General features: G+C 69.6%; 16 protein-coding genes. 3 read left to right on the top strand and 13 right to left on the bottom strand.

What is annotated here, in order from left to right; all coding sequences use genetic code 11:
- Nucleotide 1: 1 nt before the first annotated feature.
- From nuoL to ACFYOB_RS29710, 12 genes are read right to left on the bottom strand one after another with little or no spacing between them, the layout of a single operon-like run.
- Complete coding sequence (gene nuoL / locus ACFYOB_RS29765; protein ID WP_388564803.1) at nt 2-1,942, bottom strand: NADH-quinone oxidoreductase subunit L; 1,941 nt, start codon at nt 1,940-1,942, stop codon at nt 2-4.
- 9 nt (nt 1,943-1,951) lie between these two features.
- Nucleotides 1,952-2,251 carry an NADH-quinone oxidoreductase subunit NuoK gene (nuoK, locus tag ACFYOB_RS29760; protein WP_388564801.1) on the bottom strand — a complete coding sequence of 100 codons (300 nt, stop codon included), beginning with the start codon at nt 2,249-2,251 and terminating at the stop codon, nt 1,952-1,954.
- Complete coding sequence (locus ACFYOB_RS29755) at nt 2,248-3,057, bottom strand: NADH-quinone oxidoreductase subunit J (RefSeq protein WP_388564799.1); 810 nt, start codon at nt 3,055-3,057, stop codon at nt 2,248-2,250. Before ACFYOB_RS29755 ends, nuoK begins: the two co-directional genes overlap by 4 nt.
- A complete protein-coding gene (gene nuoI / locus ACFYOB_RS29750) occupies nt 3,054-3,656 on the bottom strand; it encodes an NADH-quinone oxidoreductase subunit NuoI (RefSeq protein WP_388564795.1) in 603 nt (200 codons plus the stop codon). The genes ACFYOB_RS29755 and nuoI overlap by 4 nt, the downstream gene beginning before the upstream one ends.
- A gap of 3 nt (nt 3,657-3,659) precedes the next feature.
- Nucleotides 3,660-5,033 (bottom strand): NADH-quinone oxidoreductase subunit NuoH, encoded by a 1,374-nt coding sequence (nuoH, locus tag ACFYOB_RS29745; protein WP_388564792.1) that lies wholly within the window; start codon nt 5,031-5,033, stop codon nt 3,660-3,662.
- Entirely contained in the window at nt 5,030-7,537 is a 2,508-nt protein-coding gene (locus ACFYOB_RS29740; protein WP_388564790.1) for an NADH-quinone oxidoreductase subunit G, read from the bottom strand. Before ACFYOB_RS29740 ends, nuoH begins: the two co-directional genes overlap by 4 nt.
- The gene (gene nuoF, locus ACFYOB_RS29735) at nt 7,534-8,910 is read right to left on the bottom strand and encodes an NADH-quinone oxidoreductase subunit NuoF (protein WP_388564787.1); all 1,377 of its coding nucleotides are present in this window, start codon (nt 8,908-8,910) and stop codon (nt 7,534-7,536) included. Before nuoF ends, ACFYOB_RS29740 begins: the two co-directional genes overlap by 4 nt.
- On the bottom strand, nt 8,910-9,659 hold the full coding sequence (nuoE, locus tag ACFYOB_RS29730; protein ID WP_388564784.1) for an NADH-quinone oxidoreductase subunit NuoE: 750 nt from the start codon (nt 9,657-9,659) through the stop codon (nt 8,910-8,912). The genes nuoF and nuoE overlap by 1 nt, the downstream gene beginning before the upstream one ends.
- Complete coding sequence (locus ACFYOB_RS29725; protein ID WP_388564781.1) at nt 9,656-11,011, bottom strand: NADH-quinone oxidoreductase subunit D; 1,356 nt, start codon at nt 11,009-11,011, stop codon at nt 9,656-9,658. Before ACFYOB_RS29725 ends, nuoE begins: the two co-directional genes overlap by 4 nt.
- Nucleotides 11,011-11,745, bottom strand: coding sequence for an NADH-quinone oxidoreductase subunit C (locus ACFYOB_RS29720; protein ID WP_388564778.1), 735 nt, complete (start codon nt 11,743-11,745; stop codon nt 11,011-11,013). The genes ACFYOB_RS29725 and ACFYOB_RS29720 overlap by 1 nt, the downstream gene beginning before the upstream one ends.
- Nucleotides 11,742-12,296: an NADH-quinone oxidoreductase subunit B family protein gene (locus ACFYOB_RS29715; RefSeq protein ID WP_030010012.1), complete on the bottom strand. Its 555-nt coding sequence runs from the start codon at nt 12,294-12,296 to the stop codon at nt 11,742-11,744. Before ACFYOB_RS29715 ends, ACFYOB_RS29720 begins: the two co-directional genes overlap by 4 nt.
- Before the next feature lie 15 nt (nt 12,297-12,311).
- Nucleotides 12,312-12,671 (bottom strand): NADH-quinone oxidoreductase subunit A, encoded by a 360-nt coding sequence (locus ACFYOB_RS29710; protein WP_008738438.1) that lies wholly within the window; start codon nt 12,669-12,671, stop codon nt 12,312-12,314.
- Between the two features lie 755 nt (nt 12,672-13,426).
- Here ACFYOB_RS29710 and ACFYOB_RS29705 point away from each other — a divergent pair.
- The gene (locus ACFYOB_RS29705; RefSeq protein WP_388564775.1) at nt 13,427-14,272 is read left to right on the top strand and encodes a C40 family peptidase; all 846 of its coding nucleotides are present in this window, start codon (nt 13,427-13,429) and stop codon (nt 14,270-14,272) included.
- Between the two features lie 236 nt (nt 14,273-14,508).
- Complete coding sequence (locus tag ACFYOB_RS29700; RefSeq protein ID WP_388564772.1) at nt 14,509-14,799, top strand: hypothetical protein; 291 nt, start codon at nt 14,509-14,511, stop codon at nt 14,797-14,799.
- A gap of 5 nt (nt 14,800-14,804) precedes the next feature.
- On the opposite strand, the gene ACFYOB_RS29695 is transcribed toward ACFYOB_RS29700, so the two are convergent.
- Complete coding sequence (locus ACFYOB_RS29695; protein ID WP_388564769.1) at nt 14,805-16,088, bottom strand: geranylgeranyl reductase family protein; 1,284 nt, start codon at nt 16,086-16,088, stop codon at nt 14,805-14,807.
- 105 nt (nt 16,089-16,193) lie between these two features.
- On the opposite strand from ACFYOB_RS29695, the gene ACFYOB_RS29690 reads away from it, so the two are divergent.
- A complete protein-coding gene (locus tag ACFYOB_RS29690) occupies nt 16,194-16,724 on the top strand; it encodes a GNAT family N-acetyltransferase (RefSeq protein WP_388564766.1) in 531 nt (176 codons plus the stop codon).
- Nucleotides 16,725-16,761: the final 37 nt, after the last annotated feature.

Below are 16,761 nucleotides of genomic sequence, written 5' to 3'. Positions count from 1 at the left end.
CTCACACCGCCCTCATCAGCAGGGTCGCGGCGATCAGGATCGCCGCGCCCCCGAACATCGAGACCGCGTAGCTGCGGGCGTAGCCGTTCTGCAGCTTGCGCAGCCGGCCCGAGAGCCCGCCGACCGAGGCGGCCGTCCCGTTGACCACCCCGTCGACCAGGCTGTGGTCGACGTACACGAGCGAGCGGGTCAGGTGCTCCCCGCCGCGCACCAGCACGACGTGGTTGAAGTCGTCCTGGTACAGGTCCCGCCGGGCCGCCCGGGTGAGGAGCGAGCCGCGCGGGGCGACGACCGGGACGGGCCTGCGGCCGTACATCGACCAGGCGATGGCGACGCCGACGACCAGGATCGCCATGGTGGCCAGCGTCACCGTCATGGCGCTGACCGGCGAGTGGCCGTGCGCGTACCCGGTGACGGGCTCCAGCCAGTTCAGGAAGCGGTCGCCGATCTCGAAGAAGGCGCCGGCGAAGACTGAGCCGAACGCCAGGATGACCATCGGGACGGTCATGGACTTCGGGGACTCGTGCGGGTGCGGCAGCTCGCCGGGGTGCACCTCGACGCCGGGCTCGATGCCAGGAGTCGTGTCCGGGTCCGGGGCGGGCTGCCAGCGCTTCTCGCCGAAGAAGGTGAGGAGCATGACGCGGGTCATGTAGAAGGCGGTGATGCCGGCGCCCAGCAGGGCGACCCCGCCGAGGATCCAGCCCTCGGTGCCGCCCTTCGCGAAGGCCGCCTCGATGATCATGTCCTTGGAGAAGAAGCCGGACAGGCCCGGGAATCCGATGATCGCGAGGTAGCCGAGGCCGAAGGTGACGAAGGTGACCGGCATGTACTTCCTGAGCCCGCCGTACTTGCGCATGTCGACCTCGTCGTTCATCCCGTGCATCACGGAACCGGCGCCGAGGAAGAGGCCCGCCTTGAAGAAGCCGTGCGTCACCAGGTGCATGATCGCGAAGACGTAGCCGATCGGACCGAGGCCCGCGGCGAGGATCATGTAGCCGATCTGCGACATCGTCGACCCGGCGAGGGCCTTCTTGATGTCGTCCTTCGCGCAACCGACGATCGCACCGAAGAGCAGCGTGACCGCGCCCACGACCGTGACCACCAGCTGCGCGTCCGGCGCCCCGTTGAAGATGGCGCCCGAGCGGACGATCAGGTACACGCCCGCCGTCACCATCGTCGCCGCGTGGATCAGGGCCGAGACCGGGGTCGGGCCCTCCATCGCGTCACCGAGCCAGGACTGCAGCGGTACCTGGGCCGACTTGCCGCAGGCGGCCAGCAGCAGCATCAGGCCGATCGCCGTCAGCTTGCCTTCCGACGCCTCGCCGACCGCGCCGAACACCGGCCCGAAGGTGAACGTACCGAAGGTGGTGAACATCAGCATGATCGCGATCGACAGGCCCATGTCGCCGACGCGGTTGACCAGGAAGGCCTTCTTCGCGGCCGTGGCCGCGCTGGGCTTGTGCTGCCAGAAGCCGATCAGGAGGTACGAGGCGAGGCCCACGCCCTCCCAGCCGAAGTACAGCAGCAGGTAGTTGTCGGCGAGGACCAGCAGCAGCATGGCCGCGACGAACAGGTTGAGGTAGCCGAAGAAGCGGCGGCGGCGCTCGTCGTGCTCCATGTACCCGATCGAGTACACGTGGATGAGCGTGCCCACCCCGGAGATCAGCAGGACGAAGGTCATCGACAGCTGGTCGAGCTGGAAGGCCATGTCCGCCTGGAAGCCCTCGACGGGGATCCAGGTGTACAGGTTCTGGGTCAGCGTGCGGTCGTCGGCGCTGCGCCCCAGCATGTCGGCGAACAGAGCGACGCCGATGCCGAATGAGACGGCCGCGAGCAGGGTGCCGATCCAGTGGCCGGTCTTGTCGAGGCGCCGGCCGCCGCAGAGCAGCACCACCGCTCCGAGCAGGGGCGCCGCGATCAGCAGCGCAATCAGGTTATCCACAGCGACCCCTTACAGCTTCATCAGGCTGGCGTCGTCGACCGAGGCCGAGTGGCGGGTACGGAACAGCGACACGATGATCGCGAGGCCCACCACGACCTCCGCGGCGGCGACGACCATCGTGAAGAACGCGAAGATCTGGCCGTCGAGGTTGCCGTGCATCCGCGAGAAGGTGACGAAGGCGAGGTTGCAGGCGTTGAGCATCAGCTCGATGCACATGAACAGCACGATCGCGTTCTTGCGGATCAGCACACCGGCCGCGCCGATGGTGAACAGCAGGGCCGCCAGGTACAGGTAGTTGACCGGATTCACTTCGAGGCCTCCTCTCGGCCGAGGCGCTCCGCCGACCGCTGCTCCAGCGCCTTCAGGTCGTCCAGCGCCTCGCCGGAGACGTCCCGGATCTGGCCGCGGGCGCGCAGCGTCTTGCTGACCGTCAGCTCGGAGGGGGTGCCGTCCGGCAGCAGGCCGGCCACGTCCACCGCGTTGTGCCGGGCGTAGACGCCGGGCGCGGGCAGCGGCGGGAGCTGGACGCCCTCGCGGACGCGGCGCTCGGCCAGTTCGCGCTGGGTGGCGGCCCGCTCGGTGCGCTCGCGGTGGGTGAGCACCATCGCGCCGACGGCCGCGGTGATCAGCAGCGCACCGGTGATCTCGAAGGCGAAGACGTACTTGGTGAAGATCAACTGGGCCAGGCCCTCGACGTGCCCGGCCGAGTTGATCCGGCCGAGCCCGTTGAAGTGGGTGAGGTTGGCGTGGCCGATGCCGGCGATCAGCAGGATGCCGAAGCCGAGACCGCACAGGACCGCCAGCCAGCGCTGCCCCTTGATGGTCTCCTTCAGGGAGTCGGCGGCGGTGACGCCGACGAGCATGACCACGAAGAGGAAGAGCATCATGATGGCGCCGGTGTAGACGATGACCTGGACGACGCCCAGGAAGTACGCCCCGTTGGCGAGGTAGAAGACCGCCAGGACGATCATCGTTCCGGCCAGGCTGAGGGCGCTGTGCACGGCCTTCTTCATCAGGATCGTCGCGAGTGCGCCGATGACGGCGACCGTGCCGAGGACCCAGAACTGGACCGCCTCGCCCGTCGAGGTCAGGGTGGCGGCGGCGATGGCGCTCATGCCTGCACCTCCTCGTCGTCTTCCGCGGCCTCGCCCTTGGCCACCTCGCCCTTGGAGACGGCCACTTGCCGGACCGTGCCGGGAGCGGCCCCCGTCACCAGTCCGCGGTAGTAGTCCGTGTCCTCGGTGCCGGGGAACATCGGGTGCGGTGCCTCGACCATGCCCTCGGTGAGACCGGCGAGCAGCTGCTCCTTGGTGTAGATGAGTGACTCGCGGCTGGCATCGGCCAGTTCGAACTCGTTCGTCATGGTCAGCGCCCTGGTCGGGCACGCCTCGACGCACAGCCCGCACAGGATGCAGCGGGCGTAGTTGATCTGGTAGACCGCTCCGTACCGCTCTCCCGGGGAGTAGCGCTCCTCCTCGGTGTTGTCCGCGCCCTCCACGTAGATGGCGTCGGCGGGGCAGGCCCAGGCGCACAGTTCGCACCCGATGCACTTCTCCAGACCGTCCGGGTGCCGGTTGAGCTGGTGCCGTCCGTGGAAGCGCGGGGCGGTGGTCTTGTGCGTCTCCGGGTACTGCTCGGTGAGGCGCTTCTTGAACATGGCCTTGAAGGTCACGCCGAAGCCGGCCACCGGGTTCTGCCACTTTTCGTCAGACATGTCTCAACCCTCCTCTCGGTCACTGTCAGTATTCGCTCCGCCACTGACAATCAGCTCTCGCTCTCCGCGAGGCCGTCGGCGCGGTACGGGTGCCAGGTGCTGGCCCGGCTTGGGCGGTACGGGGAATCCGCCCGCCAGCGGGTCGAAGGGCTCGGCCGCGGCGGCCTTGCCGGCCTCCTCGGCGGAGGCCTTCTCGCGCTTGTCGCGGAAGATGTCCGCGACGAAGGAGACGAGCAGCACCGCCACGACGGCGCCGCCGACGTACAGGACGATCTCGCTGAAGTCGTACGACTCGTTGCGCAGCGCCCGGACGGTGGCGACCATCATCAGCCAGACCACGGAGACCGGGATCAGGACCTTCCAGCCGAGCTTCATCAGCTGGTCGTAGCGCACGCGCGGCAGCGTGCCGCGCAGCCAGATGAAGAAGAACAGCAGCAGCTGGACCTTGATGACGAACCAGAGCAACGGCCACCAGCCGTGGTTCGCGCCCTCCCAGAAGTGGCTGATCGGGTAGGGGGCACGCCAGCCGCCCAGGAAGAGCGTGACCGAGACCGCCGAGACGGTGACCATGTTGACGTACTCGGCGAGCATGAACAGCGCGAACTTGATGGACGAGTACTCGGTGTTGAAACCGCCGACCAGGTCGCCCTCGGACTCCGGCATGTCGAAGGGGGCGCGGTTCGTCTCGCCGACCATCGTGACGACGTAGATGATGAAGGACACCGGCAGCAGGACGATGTACCAGCGGTCCGCCTGGGCTTCCACGATCGCCGAGGTCGACATCGACCCGGAGTAGAGGAAGACCGAGGCGAAGGCCACGCCCATCGCGATCTCGTAGGAGATCATCTGCGCGCAGGAGCGCAGGCCGCCGAGGAGCGGGTACGTCGAGCCGGAGGACCAGCCCGCCAGCACGATGCCGTAGATGCCGACCGAGGCCACCGCGAGGATGTAGAGCATCGCGATGGGCAGGTCGGTCAGCTGCATCGTGGTGCGCTGGCCGAAGATGGAGACCTCGTCGCCGGGCGGGCCGAAGGGGATCACCGCGATGGCCATGAAGGCCGGGATCGCCGCGATGATCGGGGCCAGGACGTAGACGACCTTGTCGGCCCGCTTGACGATGACGTCTTCCTTGAGCATCAGCTTGACGCCGTCGGCGAGCGACTGGAGCAGGCCCCAGGGTCCGTGCCGGTTGGGGCCGATGCGCAGCTGCATCCAGGCGACGACCTTGCGCTCCCACACGATGGAGAAGAGCACGGTCACCATCAGGAAGGCGAAGCAGAACACCGCCTTGAGGACGACCAGCCACCAGACGTCCTTGCCGAACAGGGACAGGTCCTCGGCGGCAAGTTGTACGAGATCACCGTGTACCGCGTTCACGCGCCCACCTCCGCAGTGGTGTCGCCCGCTCCGGCCGGTGTCGCCGGGCCGATGCGTACGAGGGTGCCCGGGCGGGCACCGGTGTCGGCGAGGACGCCCGAGCCGGTGGAGTTCAGCGGGAGCCAGACCACCCGGTCGGGCATCTCGGTGATCCGGAGCGGGAGTTCCACGGAGCCGGCCGGGCCCGTGACCGCGAGGACGTCCCCGTTCTTGACGCCCGTCTCGGCGGCCGTGGCCGCCGAGAGCCGGGCGTTCGCCTCGTGCCGGGTACCGGCCAGGGCGTCGTCGCCCTCCTGGAGCCTGCCCTGGTCGAGGAGGAGCCGGTGGCCCGCGAGGACCGCCTCGCCCGCTCCCGGGCGGGGCAGCGTCGCGGTGTCCGCGGACTGCTCGGCGGCGCGCTCCCCGGTCCACGGACCGAGGCCGTCGAGCTCCCGGCGTACGGCGTGTACGTCGGGCAGCGCGATCGGCCGGTCGGCCGCGTCGGCCAGCATGTGCAGCACGCGCCCGTCGGCGGGGGCGAGCCGGCGGGTCATCTGGTCGGGCTTGAGCGCGGCCTCGAACGGCCGGACCCTGCCCTCCCAGTTGATGAAGGTGCCCGCCTTCTCGGCCACCGCGGCGACCGGGAGGACCACGTCGGCGTGGTCGGTGACCTCGCCGGGCCGCAGTTCCAGGGAGACCACGAAGGCCTCCTGGAGCGCGATCCGGGCGCGGGCCGGGTCCGGCAGGTCCGCGACCTCGACGCCCGCCACCAGCAGGGCGGACAGTTCGCGCCCGGCGGCGGCCTCGACGATCTGGCCGGTGTCGCGGCCGTAGCGGTGCGGGAGTTCGTCCAGGCCCCAGGCGGTGGCGACCTCGTCACGCGCCCGCGGGTCGGTGGCCGGACGGGCGCCTGGCAGCAGCGACGGCAGCGCACCGGCCTCGACTGCGGCGCGCTCACCGGCCCGGCGCGGGATCCACACCAGGGCGGCCCCGGTCGCGGTGGCCGCCCGTACGGCGGCGGTCAGCGCACCGGGCACCCCGGCGAGGCGCTCCCCGACGACGATGACGGCGCCCTGCGCCCGCAGCGCGTCGGCGGCCTCCCCGCCGCCGGCCTCCAGGCCGGTACGGGAGGCGAGTGCGTCGAGCCACTCGGGCTCGGTGCCGGGAGCGGCGGCCAGCAGGGTGCCGCCCGCCTTCTCCAGGCCGCGGGTGGCGAAGGGCGCGAGGGCGAAGGTCCGCTGCTTGTGCTTGCGGTGGGCCTTGCGCAGCCGCAGGAAGACCCCCGGGGCCTCCTCCTCGGCCTCGATGCCGACGAGCAGCACCGCGGGCGCCGCCTCCAGCGAGGAGTACGTGACCCCGTCGCCGCCGAGGTCCTTGCCGGTGCCGGCCACGGTGGCGGCCAGGAAGTCGGCCTCCTCCGCGCTGTGCACGCGGGCCCGGAAGTCGATGTCGTTGGTGTCGAGCACCACCCGGGCGAACTTGGAGTACGCGTAGGCGTCCTCGACGGTGAGCCGGCCGCCGGTCAGCACTCCGGCCCGGCCGCGGGCGGCGGTCAGGCCGTTCGCCGCGGCCTCCAGGGCCTCGGGCCAGCTCGCCGGCTCCAGGACCCCGGCGGCGTTGCGCACCAGGGGGGTGGTGAGCCGGTCCCGCTGCTGCGCGTACCGGAAGCCGAAGCGGCCCTTGTCGCAGACCCATTCCTCGTTGACCTCGGGGTCCTCCGCGGCCAGCCGGCGCAGCACCTTGCCGCGGCGGTGGTCGGTCCGGGTCGCGCAGCCGCCCGCGCAGTGCTCGCACACGCTCGGGGAGGAGACGAGGTCGAAGGGGCGGGAGCGGAAGCGGTACGCGGCGGAGGTGAGCGCGCCGACGGGGCAGATCTGGATGGTGTTGCCGGAGAAGTACGACTCGAACGGGTCGCCCTCGCCGATGCCGACCTGCTGGAGCGCGCCGCGCTCCAGCAGCTCGATCATCGGGTCACCGGCGATCTCGTTGGAGAAGCGGGTGCAGCGCGCGCAGAGCACGCACCGCTCGCGGTCCAGCAGCACCTGCGTGGAGATCGGGACGGGCTTCTCGTAGGTGCGCTTCTTGCCCTCGAAACGCGATTCCGCGTTGCCGTGGGACATCGCCTGGTTCTGCAGGGGGCACTCGCCGCCCTTGTCGCAGACCGGGCAGTCCAGCGGGTGGTTGATGAGCAGCAGCTCCATCACCCCGCGCTGGGACTTGTCGGCGACCTCGGAGGTGAGCTGCGTCTTGACCACCATGCCGTCGGTGCAGGTGATCGTGCAGGAGGCCATCGGCTTGCGCTGGCCCTCGACCTCGACGATGCACTGGCGGCAGGCGCCGGCCGGGGAGAGGAGGGGGTGGTCGCAGAACCGGGGGATCTCGATGCCGAGCTGCTCGGCCGCCCGGATGACGAGGGTGCCCTTGGGGACCGACAGCTCGACGCCGTCGATGGTGAGGGACACCAGGTTCTCGGGCGGTACCGCAGCCCCTCCGCCACCGGCGGGAGCGTTACTGGCGACGGTCATGCGTTCACCTCCGTGTCAGCCCAGAGGGTCGACTTCTTGGGGTCGAAGGGGCAGCCCCTGCCCGTGATGTGCCGCTCGTACTCCTCGCGGAAGTACTTGAGCGAGGAGAAGATCGGGCTGGCCGCGCCGTCGCCCAGCGCGCAGAAGGACTTGCCGTTGATGTTGTCGGCGATGTCGTTCAGCTTGTCGAGGTCGGACATGACGCCCTTGCCGGCCTCGATGTCGCGGAGCAGCTGGACCAGCCAGTACGTGCCTTCGCGGCACGGGGTGCACTTGCCGCAGGACTCGTGGGCGTAGAACTCGGTCCACCGGGTGACGGCCCGCACCACGCAGGTCGTCTCGTCGAAGCACTGGAGGGCCTTGGTGCCGAGCATCGAGCCGGCCGCGCCGACGCCCTCGTAGTCGAGCGGGACGTCCAGGTGCTCGTCCGTGAACATCGGGGTGGAGGAGCCGCCCGGGGTCCAGAACTTCAGCCGGTGTCCGGGCCGCATCCCGCCGCTCATGTCGAGCAGCTGGCGCAGGGTGATCCCGAGCGGGGCCTCGTACTGGCCGGGCCCGGCGACGTGCCCGGAGAGCGAGTACAGCGTGAAGCCGGGGGACTTCTCCGTCCCCATCGACTTGAACCAGTCCTTGCCCTTGTTCAGGATCGCGGGAACCGAGGCGATGGACTCGACGTTGTTGACGACAGTGGGGCACGCGTAGAGCCCCTCGACGGCAGGGAAGGGAGGACGCAGCCGGGGCTGACCGCGCCGGCCTTCGAGGGAGTCGAGCAGAGCCGTCTCCTCGCCGCAGATGTACGCGCCCGCCCCCGCGTGCACCGTGATGTCGAGGTCGAGCCCGCTCCCCAGGATGTCCTTCCCGAGGTAACCGGCCTCGTACGCCTCGCGCACCGCCTCGTGCAGGCGCCGCAGGACCGGGACCACCTCGCCGCGCAGGTAGATGAAGGCGTGCTGCGACCGGATCGCGTAGCAGGCGATGATCATTCCCTCGATGAGGGAGTGCGGGTTGGCGAAGAGAAGGGGGATGTCCTTGCAGGTTCCCGGTTCCGACTCGTCCGCGTTCACGACGAGGTAGTGCGGCTTTCCGTCGCCCTGCGGGATGAACTGCCACTTCATTCCGGTGGGGAAGCCCGCGCCGCCGCGTCCGCGCAGACCCGAGTCCTTCACGTAGGCGATGAGGTCGTCCGGGGTCATCGCGAGGGCTTTGCGCAGGCCTTCGTAGCCCTCGTGGCGCCGGTACGTCTCCAGCGTCCACGACCGGGGCTCGTCCCAGAACGCCGACAGGACGGGTGCGAGGAGCTTGTCCGGGCTCGAGCCTCCGCCGGACTGTGGCCGGGAGGCACCCCCATTGCTCAGTTCAGACGACACCGTCATCACTCCCCTCCCTCGGTGGTGGTCTCGCCAGGGGCTTCGCCACGCGGGTGGACGATCGGGGTGTGGGGGGATTCCCCACGGGCGATGCGCAGCCCGATCAGGGAGGCGGGGCCGGCGCCGCCGGTTGCCTCGACCGCGCCCTCGCGCTCGTCCGGGAAGCCGGCCAGGATCCGGGCCGTCTCCTTGTACGTGCACAGCGGCGCGCCCCGGGTCGGCGAGACCTCGCGGCCCGCCAGCAGGTCGTCGACCATGGCCTTGGCGGACTCGGGCGTCTGGTTGTCGAAGAACTCCCAGTTGACCATCACCACGGGGGCGAAGTCGCAGGCCGCGTTGCACTCGATGTGCTCCAGGGTGACCTTGCCGTCCGGGGTGGTCTCGTTGTTGCCGACCCCGAGGTGCTCCTTGAGCTCCTCGAAGATGGCGTCGCCGCCCATCACCGCGCACAGGGTGTTCGTACAGACGCCGACCTGGTAGTCCCCGGAGGGCCTGCGCCGGTACATCGTGTAGAAGGTGGCCACGGCCGTGACCTCGGCCGTGGTCAGGCCCAGTACGTCGGCGCAGAAGCGGATGCCGGTGCGCGAGACGTGGCCCTCCTCCGACTGGCACAGGTGCAGCAGGGGCAGCAGCGCGGAGCGGCTGTCGGGGTAGCGGGCGACGACTTCCCGCGCGTCCGCTTCGAGCCGGGCGCGCACCTCGGCCGGGAAGTCGGGGGCGGGAAGCTGGGGCATCCCCAACTGGATGTCGGTCATCGGTCGACGCCTCCCATCACGGGGTCGATGGAGGCGACGGCGACGATGACGTCGGCGACCTGGCCGCCCTCGCACATCGCGGCCATGGCCTGCAGGTTGGTGAAGGACGGGTCGCGGAAGTGGACCCGGTAGGGGCGGGTGCCGCCGTCGGAGACGACGTGCACGCCGAGCTCGCCCTTCGGCGACTCGACGGCGCTGTACGCCTGCCCGGCCGGTACCCGGAAGCCCTCGGTCACCAGCTTGAAGTGGTGGATGAGGGCCTCCATGGAGGTGCCCATGATGTTCTTGATGTGGTCGAGCGAGTTGCCGAGGCCGTCCGGGCCCATCGCCAGCTGCGCCGGCCAGGCGATCTTCTTGTCGGCGACCATGACCGGTCCCGGCGCCAGCCGGTCCAGGCACTGCTCGACGATCCGCAGCGACTGGCGCATCTCCTCCAGGCGGATCAAGAACCGCCCGTAGGAGTCGCAGGTGTCGGTGGTCGGCACGTCGAACTCGTAGTTCTCGTAGCCGCAGTACGGGTCCGACTTGCGCAGGTCGTGGGGCAGGCCCGCGGAGCGCAGGATCGGTCCGGTGGCGCCGAGCGCCATGCAGCCGGTGAGGTCGAGGTAGCCGACGTCCTGCATGCGGGCCTTGAAGATGGGGTTGCCGGTGGCGAGCTTGTCGTACTCCGGCAGGTTCTTCTTCATGGTCTTCACGAACTCGCGCAGCTGGTCGACGGCGCCCGGGGGCAGGTCCTGCGCGAGGCCGCCGGGGCGGACGAACGCGTGGTTCATGCGCAGGCCCGTGATCAGCTCGAAGATGTCGAGGATCAGCTCGCGGTCCCGGAAGCCGTAGATCATGATCGTGGTCGCGCCCAGCTCCATGCCGCCGGTGGCGATGCACACCAGGTGGGAGGAGAGCCGGTTGAGTTCCATCAGCAGGACGCGGATGACGGTGGCGCGGTCCGGGATCTGGTCGGTGATGCCGAGCAGCTTCTCGACGCCGAGGCAGTAGGCCGTCTCGTTGAAGAACGGCGTCAGGTAGTCCATGCGCGTGACGAAGGTGGTGCCCTGCGTCCAGTTGCGGTATTCGAGGTTCTTCTCGATGCCGGTGTGCAGGTAGCCGATGCCGCAGCGGGCCTCGGTGACCGTCTCGCCGTCGATCTCCAGGATCAGGCGGAGCACTCCGTGGGTGGACGGGTGCTGGGGACCCATGTTGACGACGATCCGCTCGTCGTCGGCCTTGGCCGCGGACTGGACGATCTCGTCCCAGTCACCGCCGGTGACGGTGTAGACGGTGCCCTCGGTCGTCTCGCGCGCGGATGCGTGATCGGCGGAGGCGTGGTTTTCTGCGTTCTTCGAGGTGGGGGACATCAGCTGTACGACCTCCGCTGGTCGGGAGCCGGGATCTGGGCGCCCTTGTACTCGACGGCGATGCCGCCGAGCGGGTAGTCCTTGCGCTGCGGGAAGCCCTGCCAGTCGTCCGGCATCATGATCCGGGTGAGGGCCGGGTGCCCGTCGAAGATCAGGCCGAAGAAGTCGTACGTCTCGCGCTCGTGCCAGTCGTTGGTCGGGTAGACGGAGACGAGCGAGGGGACGTGCGGGTCGCTGTCCGGCACCGACACCTCCAGGCGCAGGACGCGGCCGTGGGTGAGCGAGCGCAGGTGGTAGACGGCGTGCAGCTCGCGGCCCTTGTCCTGCGGGAAGTGCACGCCGGATACGCCGGTGCAGAGTTCGAAGCGCAGGGCGGGGTCGTCGCGCAGGACGCTCGCGACCCGGACGAGGTGCTCACGGGCGATGTGGAGGGTCAGCTCGCCACGGTCGACCACCGTCTTCTCGATGGCGTTCTCGGGGACCAGGTCCTGCTCCTCCAGGGCGCCTTCGAGTTCGTCGGCCACCTCGTCGAAGTAGGAACCGTACGGGCGGCTGGTCGCGCCGGGCAGGCGTACGGAGCGCACGAGGCCGCCGTAGCCGGAGGTGTCGCCGCCGCCGCGGGCGCCGAACATGCCGCGCTGGACGCGGACCTCCTCGCCGTGGTCCCCGCGCTGGCCGGGCAGGTTCTGCCGGCTGAGTTCCTTGTCGGGGTTGGGTTCGCGGGTCTCACTCACCGGAGCAGCCCCTTCATCTCGATGATGGGGAGGGCCTTGAGGGCCGCCTCCTCCGCCTCCCGGGCCGCCTCTTCCCTGTTGACGCCGAGCTTGGAGCCCTGGATCTTCTGGTGGAGCTTGAGGATCGCGTCCATCAGCATCTCGGGGCGCGGCGGGCAGCCGGGCAGGTAGATGTCCACGGGGACGATGTGGTCGACGCCCTGGACAATCGCGTAGTTATTGAACATTCCGCCTGAAGATGCGCAAACCCCCATGGAGATGACCCATTTGGGAGCGGGCATCTGGTCGTACACCTGCCGCAGCACCGGCGCCATCTTCTGGCTGACCCTGCCCGCCACGATCATCAGATCGGCCTGGCGCGGCGAGCCGCGGAAGACCTCCATGCCGAAGCGGGCCAGGTCGTACCGGCCCGCTCCGGTGGTCATCATCTCGATGGCGCAGCACGCCAGGCCGAAGGTCGCGGGGAAGACGGATGACTTGCGCACCCAGCCCGCGGCCTGTTCGACGGTGGTCAGCAGGAAGCCGCTCGGCAGCTTCTCTTCCAGTCCCATGGAAAATTCAGCCCCTCAGTCCCATTCCAGGCCGCCGCGGCGCCAGACGTAGGCGTAGGCGACGAAGACGGTGAGCACGAAGAGCAGCATCTCGACGAGCCCGAAGATCCCCAGGGAGTCGAAGGTGACGGCCCAGGGGTAGAGGAAGACAACCTCGATGTCGAAGACGATGAAGAGCATCGCCGTCAGGTAGTACTTGATGGGGAAGCGACCGCCGCCGGCCGGCACCGGAGTCGGCTCGATGCCGCACTCGTATGCCTCAAGCTTTGCCCGGTTGTACCGTTTCGGGCCGATCAGCGTGGCCATGACCACGGAGAAGATCGCAAACCCTGCGCCGAGGGCGCCGAGCACGAGGATGGGTGCGTACGCATTCACGCTCCTCGCTCCTTCCAGTCGTCCTTGACCGTTGGACCGCTGCCGGCGCCGAGTGCCCCGCCTCGCTCGCATGTGAGGCAGTTCACAAGCCGGACTGGTGCGCATCTTATGCCCGCTCCTCTGTGATCTGCGACACGGGTTACAACAACGAGTTTGTGATCTCCACCACCTGGCGAACGATCATGAAGGCTGATGAGTGGTGATCTTCATACGCGAAGCATCCACATGATCACCAAAGGTGACATCTGACCCCGTTACCGCAGGTAGAGAGGGTTGCGCATTATCAAATGGTGGCCATTGCAGGCAAATTGGTGACGGCGGCGCTGGAGTGATAAAGGGATCGGCGTCGCCCGGTCGGGGGAGCCCACGTGTACGGAGGTGGACACGGGGCAGACGCGGGTCCTGGGGCGCCGCCGGCCGCGTGCATCCGTTCACGAACCGGCCGGGCAGTTCACGGCGGGATCACGGACAGGCCACAGCGTCCGCACAACGTGACGCTCCTGTGACCTGCGCCACTCTGAATTGACGCCTCCGAAAGGGGGCTTGGCCATCTGTGCGGCGAGATGGTAGTCCGAGGATCAATTCGGACTTATTGTCGATAACCCATGATCACAGCCTTGTGAAAGGGTGTCCGTTTCGCCCGTTACGGCGTCAATAAGGAGCGCGACGCGCCCGGTTAGCGCCTTTCGCGCACAACTGTGGCGCAGCCCACGTTTCTTGAAGGGAACCCGGACACCCTGATAGCGGTTGTTCTCATGTCCACCACCGCTCACATACCCAGCCACCGGAAGCCCCGCCGCAGCGCCTCGAAGCTCGCGGTCCGCGCCGGAGTTGCCGGTGGCGTCCTCAGCACCCTGGCCATGGCCGGCACCGCGAGCGCGTCCCCGTCCGCCGAGCCCGTGGCCGAGACGACGCTCGAAATGCCGGTCCTCAACCTGGACCTTGCCGCCGAGGTCTCCTCCGCCGTCACCACGGCCGCGGAGAACACCCGTGCCGCCGCCGTCGCGGGCGAACTGACCGCCCAGGAGGAGAGCGCCCGCACCGGCGCCGCCGCCGAGGCGAAGAAGGCCAAGGAAGACGCTCAGCAGCAGGCCGACGAAGAGAAGAAGGCCCAGGAAGAGGCCGCCCGCAAGGCCGAGGCCGAGCGCGCGACCCGCGCCGCCGCCCGCACCACGCTGTCGACGAAGTCCTCCTCCAGCGCGACCCCCAGCGACGGCTCCGGCGCCTCCGTGGCCGCCCCGGCGACCGGCTCCGCCGCCGCCATCGTGAACTTCGCCCGCGCGCAGGTCGGCAAGGCGTACGTGTCGGGCGGCACCGGCCCGTCCTCGTTCGACTGCTCTGGCCTCGTCCAGGCCGCCTACCGCCAGGCCGGCATCTCCCTGCCGCGCGTGTCCCAGGCGCAGTCCTCCGCGGGCACCTCGGTCTCCCTGAGCGCCCTGCAGCCGGGCGACATCCTGTACTGGGGCCCCCGTGGCAGCGCGTACCACGTCGCCATCTACGTCGGCGGCGGCAAGTTCGTCGGCGCGCAGAACCCCAGCACGGGCATCGTCGAGCGCAACCTCAGCTACGACAAGCCGACGGGCGCCGTCCGCGTCCTCTGAGTTGAGCCTTCTGGGCTGAACCGTCCAAAATGTACGAAGGGCCGTCACTCCCCCGCTCGGGGGTGGAGTGACGGCCCTTCGGCGTTCCTCGGGCGAGGCTCACCGGGCTGCTCGCGCAGGCTGCCGGCCGGGCTCCGTCCCGCCTGACGGGCGGCCCGTGCCGAACCGGCCGAAGCCCTGAGAAGATGAAGCCAGCGGTGGCGCGTTCTCACCGTCGACCTGGAGGTGGTCGTCCCGTGAACCTGAAGCCGTACGTGTACCACGGCGCCGGTGACCCGACCGCGGCCCCGGCCGCCCTCGGGCTCGGCCTCCTCGGCGTCGGCGGCTGGCTGCTGACCACCGCCCGCCCCTGGCAGAAGCCGGGCAGCGCCCTCACCCTCGGGCTCGGCTGGAGCGCCTCGGGGGCGCTGCTGCTGTGCGGTCTGGTGCTGCTGGCCAGGTGCGTGCGTACCGTGCACGGCGGCACGGATGCGGAAGCGGGCCGCGGCGGGGAACCCCCCGCCCGGCCCGCCCGTTGTGGCGAGTAGCCCCGTCAGGCCTTCGGAGCCACCTTCGAGAGGCCGTTGATGATGCGGTCCATCGCGTCGCCGCCCGTCGGGTCGGTCAGGTTGGCCAGCATCTTCAGCGTGAACCTCATCAGCACCGGGTGGGTCAGGCCGCGCTGCGCCGCGACCTTCATGACCTTCGGGTTGCCGATCAGCTTCACGAAGGCGCGACCCAGCGTGTAGTAACCGCCGTAGGTCTCCTTGAGCACCTTCGGGTAGTTGTGCAGCGCCAGTTCGCGCTGGGCCGGGGTGGCCCGGGCGTGGGCCTGCACGATGACGTCGGCCGCGATCTGGCCCGACTCCATGGCGTAGGCGATGCCCTCGCCGTTGAACGGGTTGACGAGGCCGCCCGCGTCACCGACCAGCAGCAGGCCCTTGGTGTAGTGCGGCTGCCGGTTGAAGGCCATCGGCAGGGCCGCGCCGCGGATCGGGTGCGTCATGTTCTCGGGGGTGTAGCCCCAGTCCTCCGGCATGGACGCGCACCAGGCCTTGAGGACCTCGCGCCAGTCCAGCTCCTTGAAGGCGGAGGAGGAGTTGAGGATGCCGAGGCCGACGTTGGACGTGCCGTCGCCCATGCCGAAGATCCAGCCGTAGCCGGGCAGCAGCCGGTCCTGCGCACCGCGCCGGTCCCACAGTTCCAGCCACGACTCCAGGTAGTCGTCGTCGTGCCGGGGCGAGGTGAAGTACGTACGGACGGCGACGCCCATCGGACGGTCCTCGCGCCGGTGCAGGCCCATGGCGAGGGACAGCCGGGAGGAGTTGCCGTCGGCGGCGACGACCAGCGGGGCGTGGAAGGTGACGGGCGTCTTCTCCTCGCCCAGCTTCGCCTGCACGCCGGTGATGTGCCCGGTGCGCGGGTCGCGGACCGGCTCGCCGACGTTGCAGCGCTCGTACAGCCGGGCGCCGGCCTTCTGCGCCTGGCGGGCCAGGATCTCGTCGAAGTCGTCGCGCTTGCGGACGAGTCCGTAGTCCGGGAAGGAGGCGAGTTCCGGCCAGTCCAGCTGGAGCCGCTGCCCGCCGCCGATGATGCGCAGGCCCTTGTTGCGGAGCCAGCCGGCCTCTTCGGAGATGTCGATGCCCATCGCCACCAGCTGCTTGGTGGCACGGGGCGTCAGCCCGTCACCGCACACCTTCTCGCGCGGGAAAGCCGTCTTCTCCAGCAGCAGGACGTCCAGTCCGGCCTTGGCGAGGTAGTAGGCGGTGGTCGAGCCGGCGGGCCCGGCCCCGACGACGATCACGTCCGCGGAGTGTTCGGAGAGGGGCTCGGTCACTGCGGGGTCTCCCGAAGGCTCGATACTCGATAAAGGGTGCCGGGCGGCACCGGACATGTGCAGTCTATGCAGCGATAGAGATCGCGAACCGAAGGGCTGCCTCCGATGACCACCTCGCCGACCCGGCCGCTCCCCGCCGTACAGCTCCGCGTGCCCACCGACGAGGACGCGCGCGCCTGGCACCGCGTCTTCGACGACCCCGAGGTCATGGAGTTCCTCGGCGGCCCCGCCGAGCTGTCGCTGTACGAGGAGTTGACCGCGCGCCAGCGCTTGCACGACGCACGGCTCGGCTACTGCCTGTGGACCCTGCTGGACGGGGAGGGCACGGTGATCGGCTTCACCGGCGCGCAGCCGTGGCCCGAGGAGAGGCCGTGGGGGCCGGTCGGCGAGATCGAGATCGGCTGGCGGCTGGGCCGCCGGTACTGGGGGCAGGGCTACGCGTACGCCGCCGCGCTCGCCACGCTGGAACGGGTCCGGGAGGCCGGTCTCCCCCGCGTCGTGGCGATGATCAACGACGAGAACGTCCGCTCGATAGCCGTGGCCGAGCGGCTGGGCATGACCCTGGCGGAACGCTTCCTCCTCCCGAGCGGCACCCGCTACGGCCGCCGCTACGAACTCTCCCTCCAGGGCGAGTAGCCGACGGGCGCTGGACGATGCCGTGTTGAAGCGGGCC

The organism is Streptomyces sp. NPDC006463 (genome assembly GCF_042870715.1).
Classification (GTDB): Bacteria; Actinomycetota; Actinomycetes; order Streptomycetales; family Streptomycetaceae; genus Streptomyces.
This window is presented reverse-complemented; position numbering and strand designations above follow the sequence as displayed.

What these genes read in the sequence shown, in the direction of transcription:
- ACFYOB_RS29755 (WP_388564799.1), bottom strand. Translation starts at nt 3,057, where the DNA reads ATGAGCGCCATCGCCGCCGCCACCCTGACCTCGACGGGCGAGGCGGTC.
- nuoI (WP_388564795.1), bottom strand. Translation starts at nt 3,656, where the DNA reads ATGTCTGACGAAAAGTGGCAGAACCCGGTGGCCGGCTTCGGCGTGACC.
- ACFYOB_RS29740 (WP_388564790.1), bottom strand. Translation starts at nt 7,537, where the DNA reads ATGACCGTCGCCAGTAACGCTCCCGCCGGTGGCGGAGGGGCTGCGGTA.
- nuoF (WP_388564787.1), bottom strand. Translation starts at nt 8,910, where the DNA reads ATGACGGTGTCGTCTGAACTGAGCAATGGGGGTGCCTCCCGGCCACAG.
- nuoE (WP_388564784.1), bottom strand. Translation starts at nt 9,659, where the DNA reads ATGACCGACATCCAGTTGGGGATGCCCCAGCTTCCCGCCCCCGACTTC.
- ACFYOB_RS29725 (WP_388564781.1), bottom strand. Translation starts at nt 11,011, where the DNA reads ATGTCCCCCACCTCGAAGAACGCAGAAAACCACGCCTCCGCCGATCAC.
- ACFYOB_RS29715 (WP_030010012.1), bottom strand. Translation starts at nt 12,296, where the DNA reads ATGGGACTGGAAGAGAAGCTGCCGAGCGGCTTCCTGCTGACCACCGTC.
- ACFYOB_RS29705 (WP_388564775.1), top strand. Translation starts at nt 13,427, where the DNA reads ATGTCCACCACCGCTCACATACCCAGCCACCGGAAGCCCCGCCGCAGC.
- ACFYOB_RS29690 (WP_388564766.1), top strand. Translation starts at nt 16,194, where the DNA reads ATGACCACCTCGCCGACCCGGCCGCTCCCCGCCGTACAGCTCCGCGTG.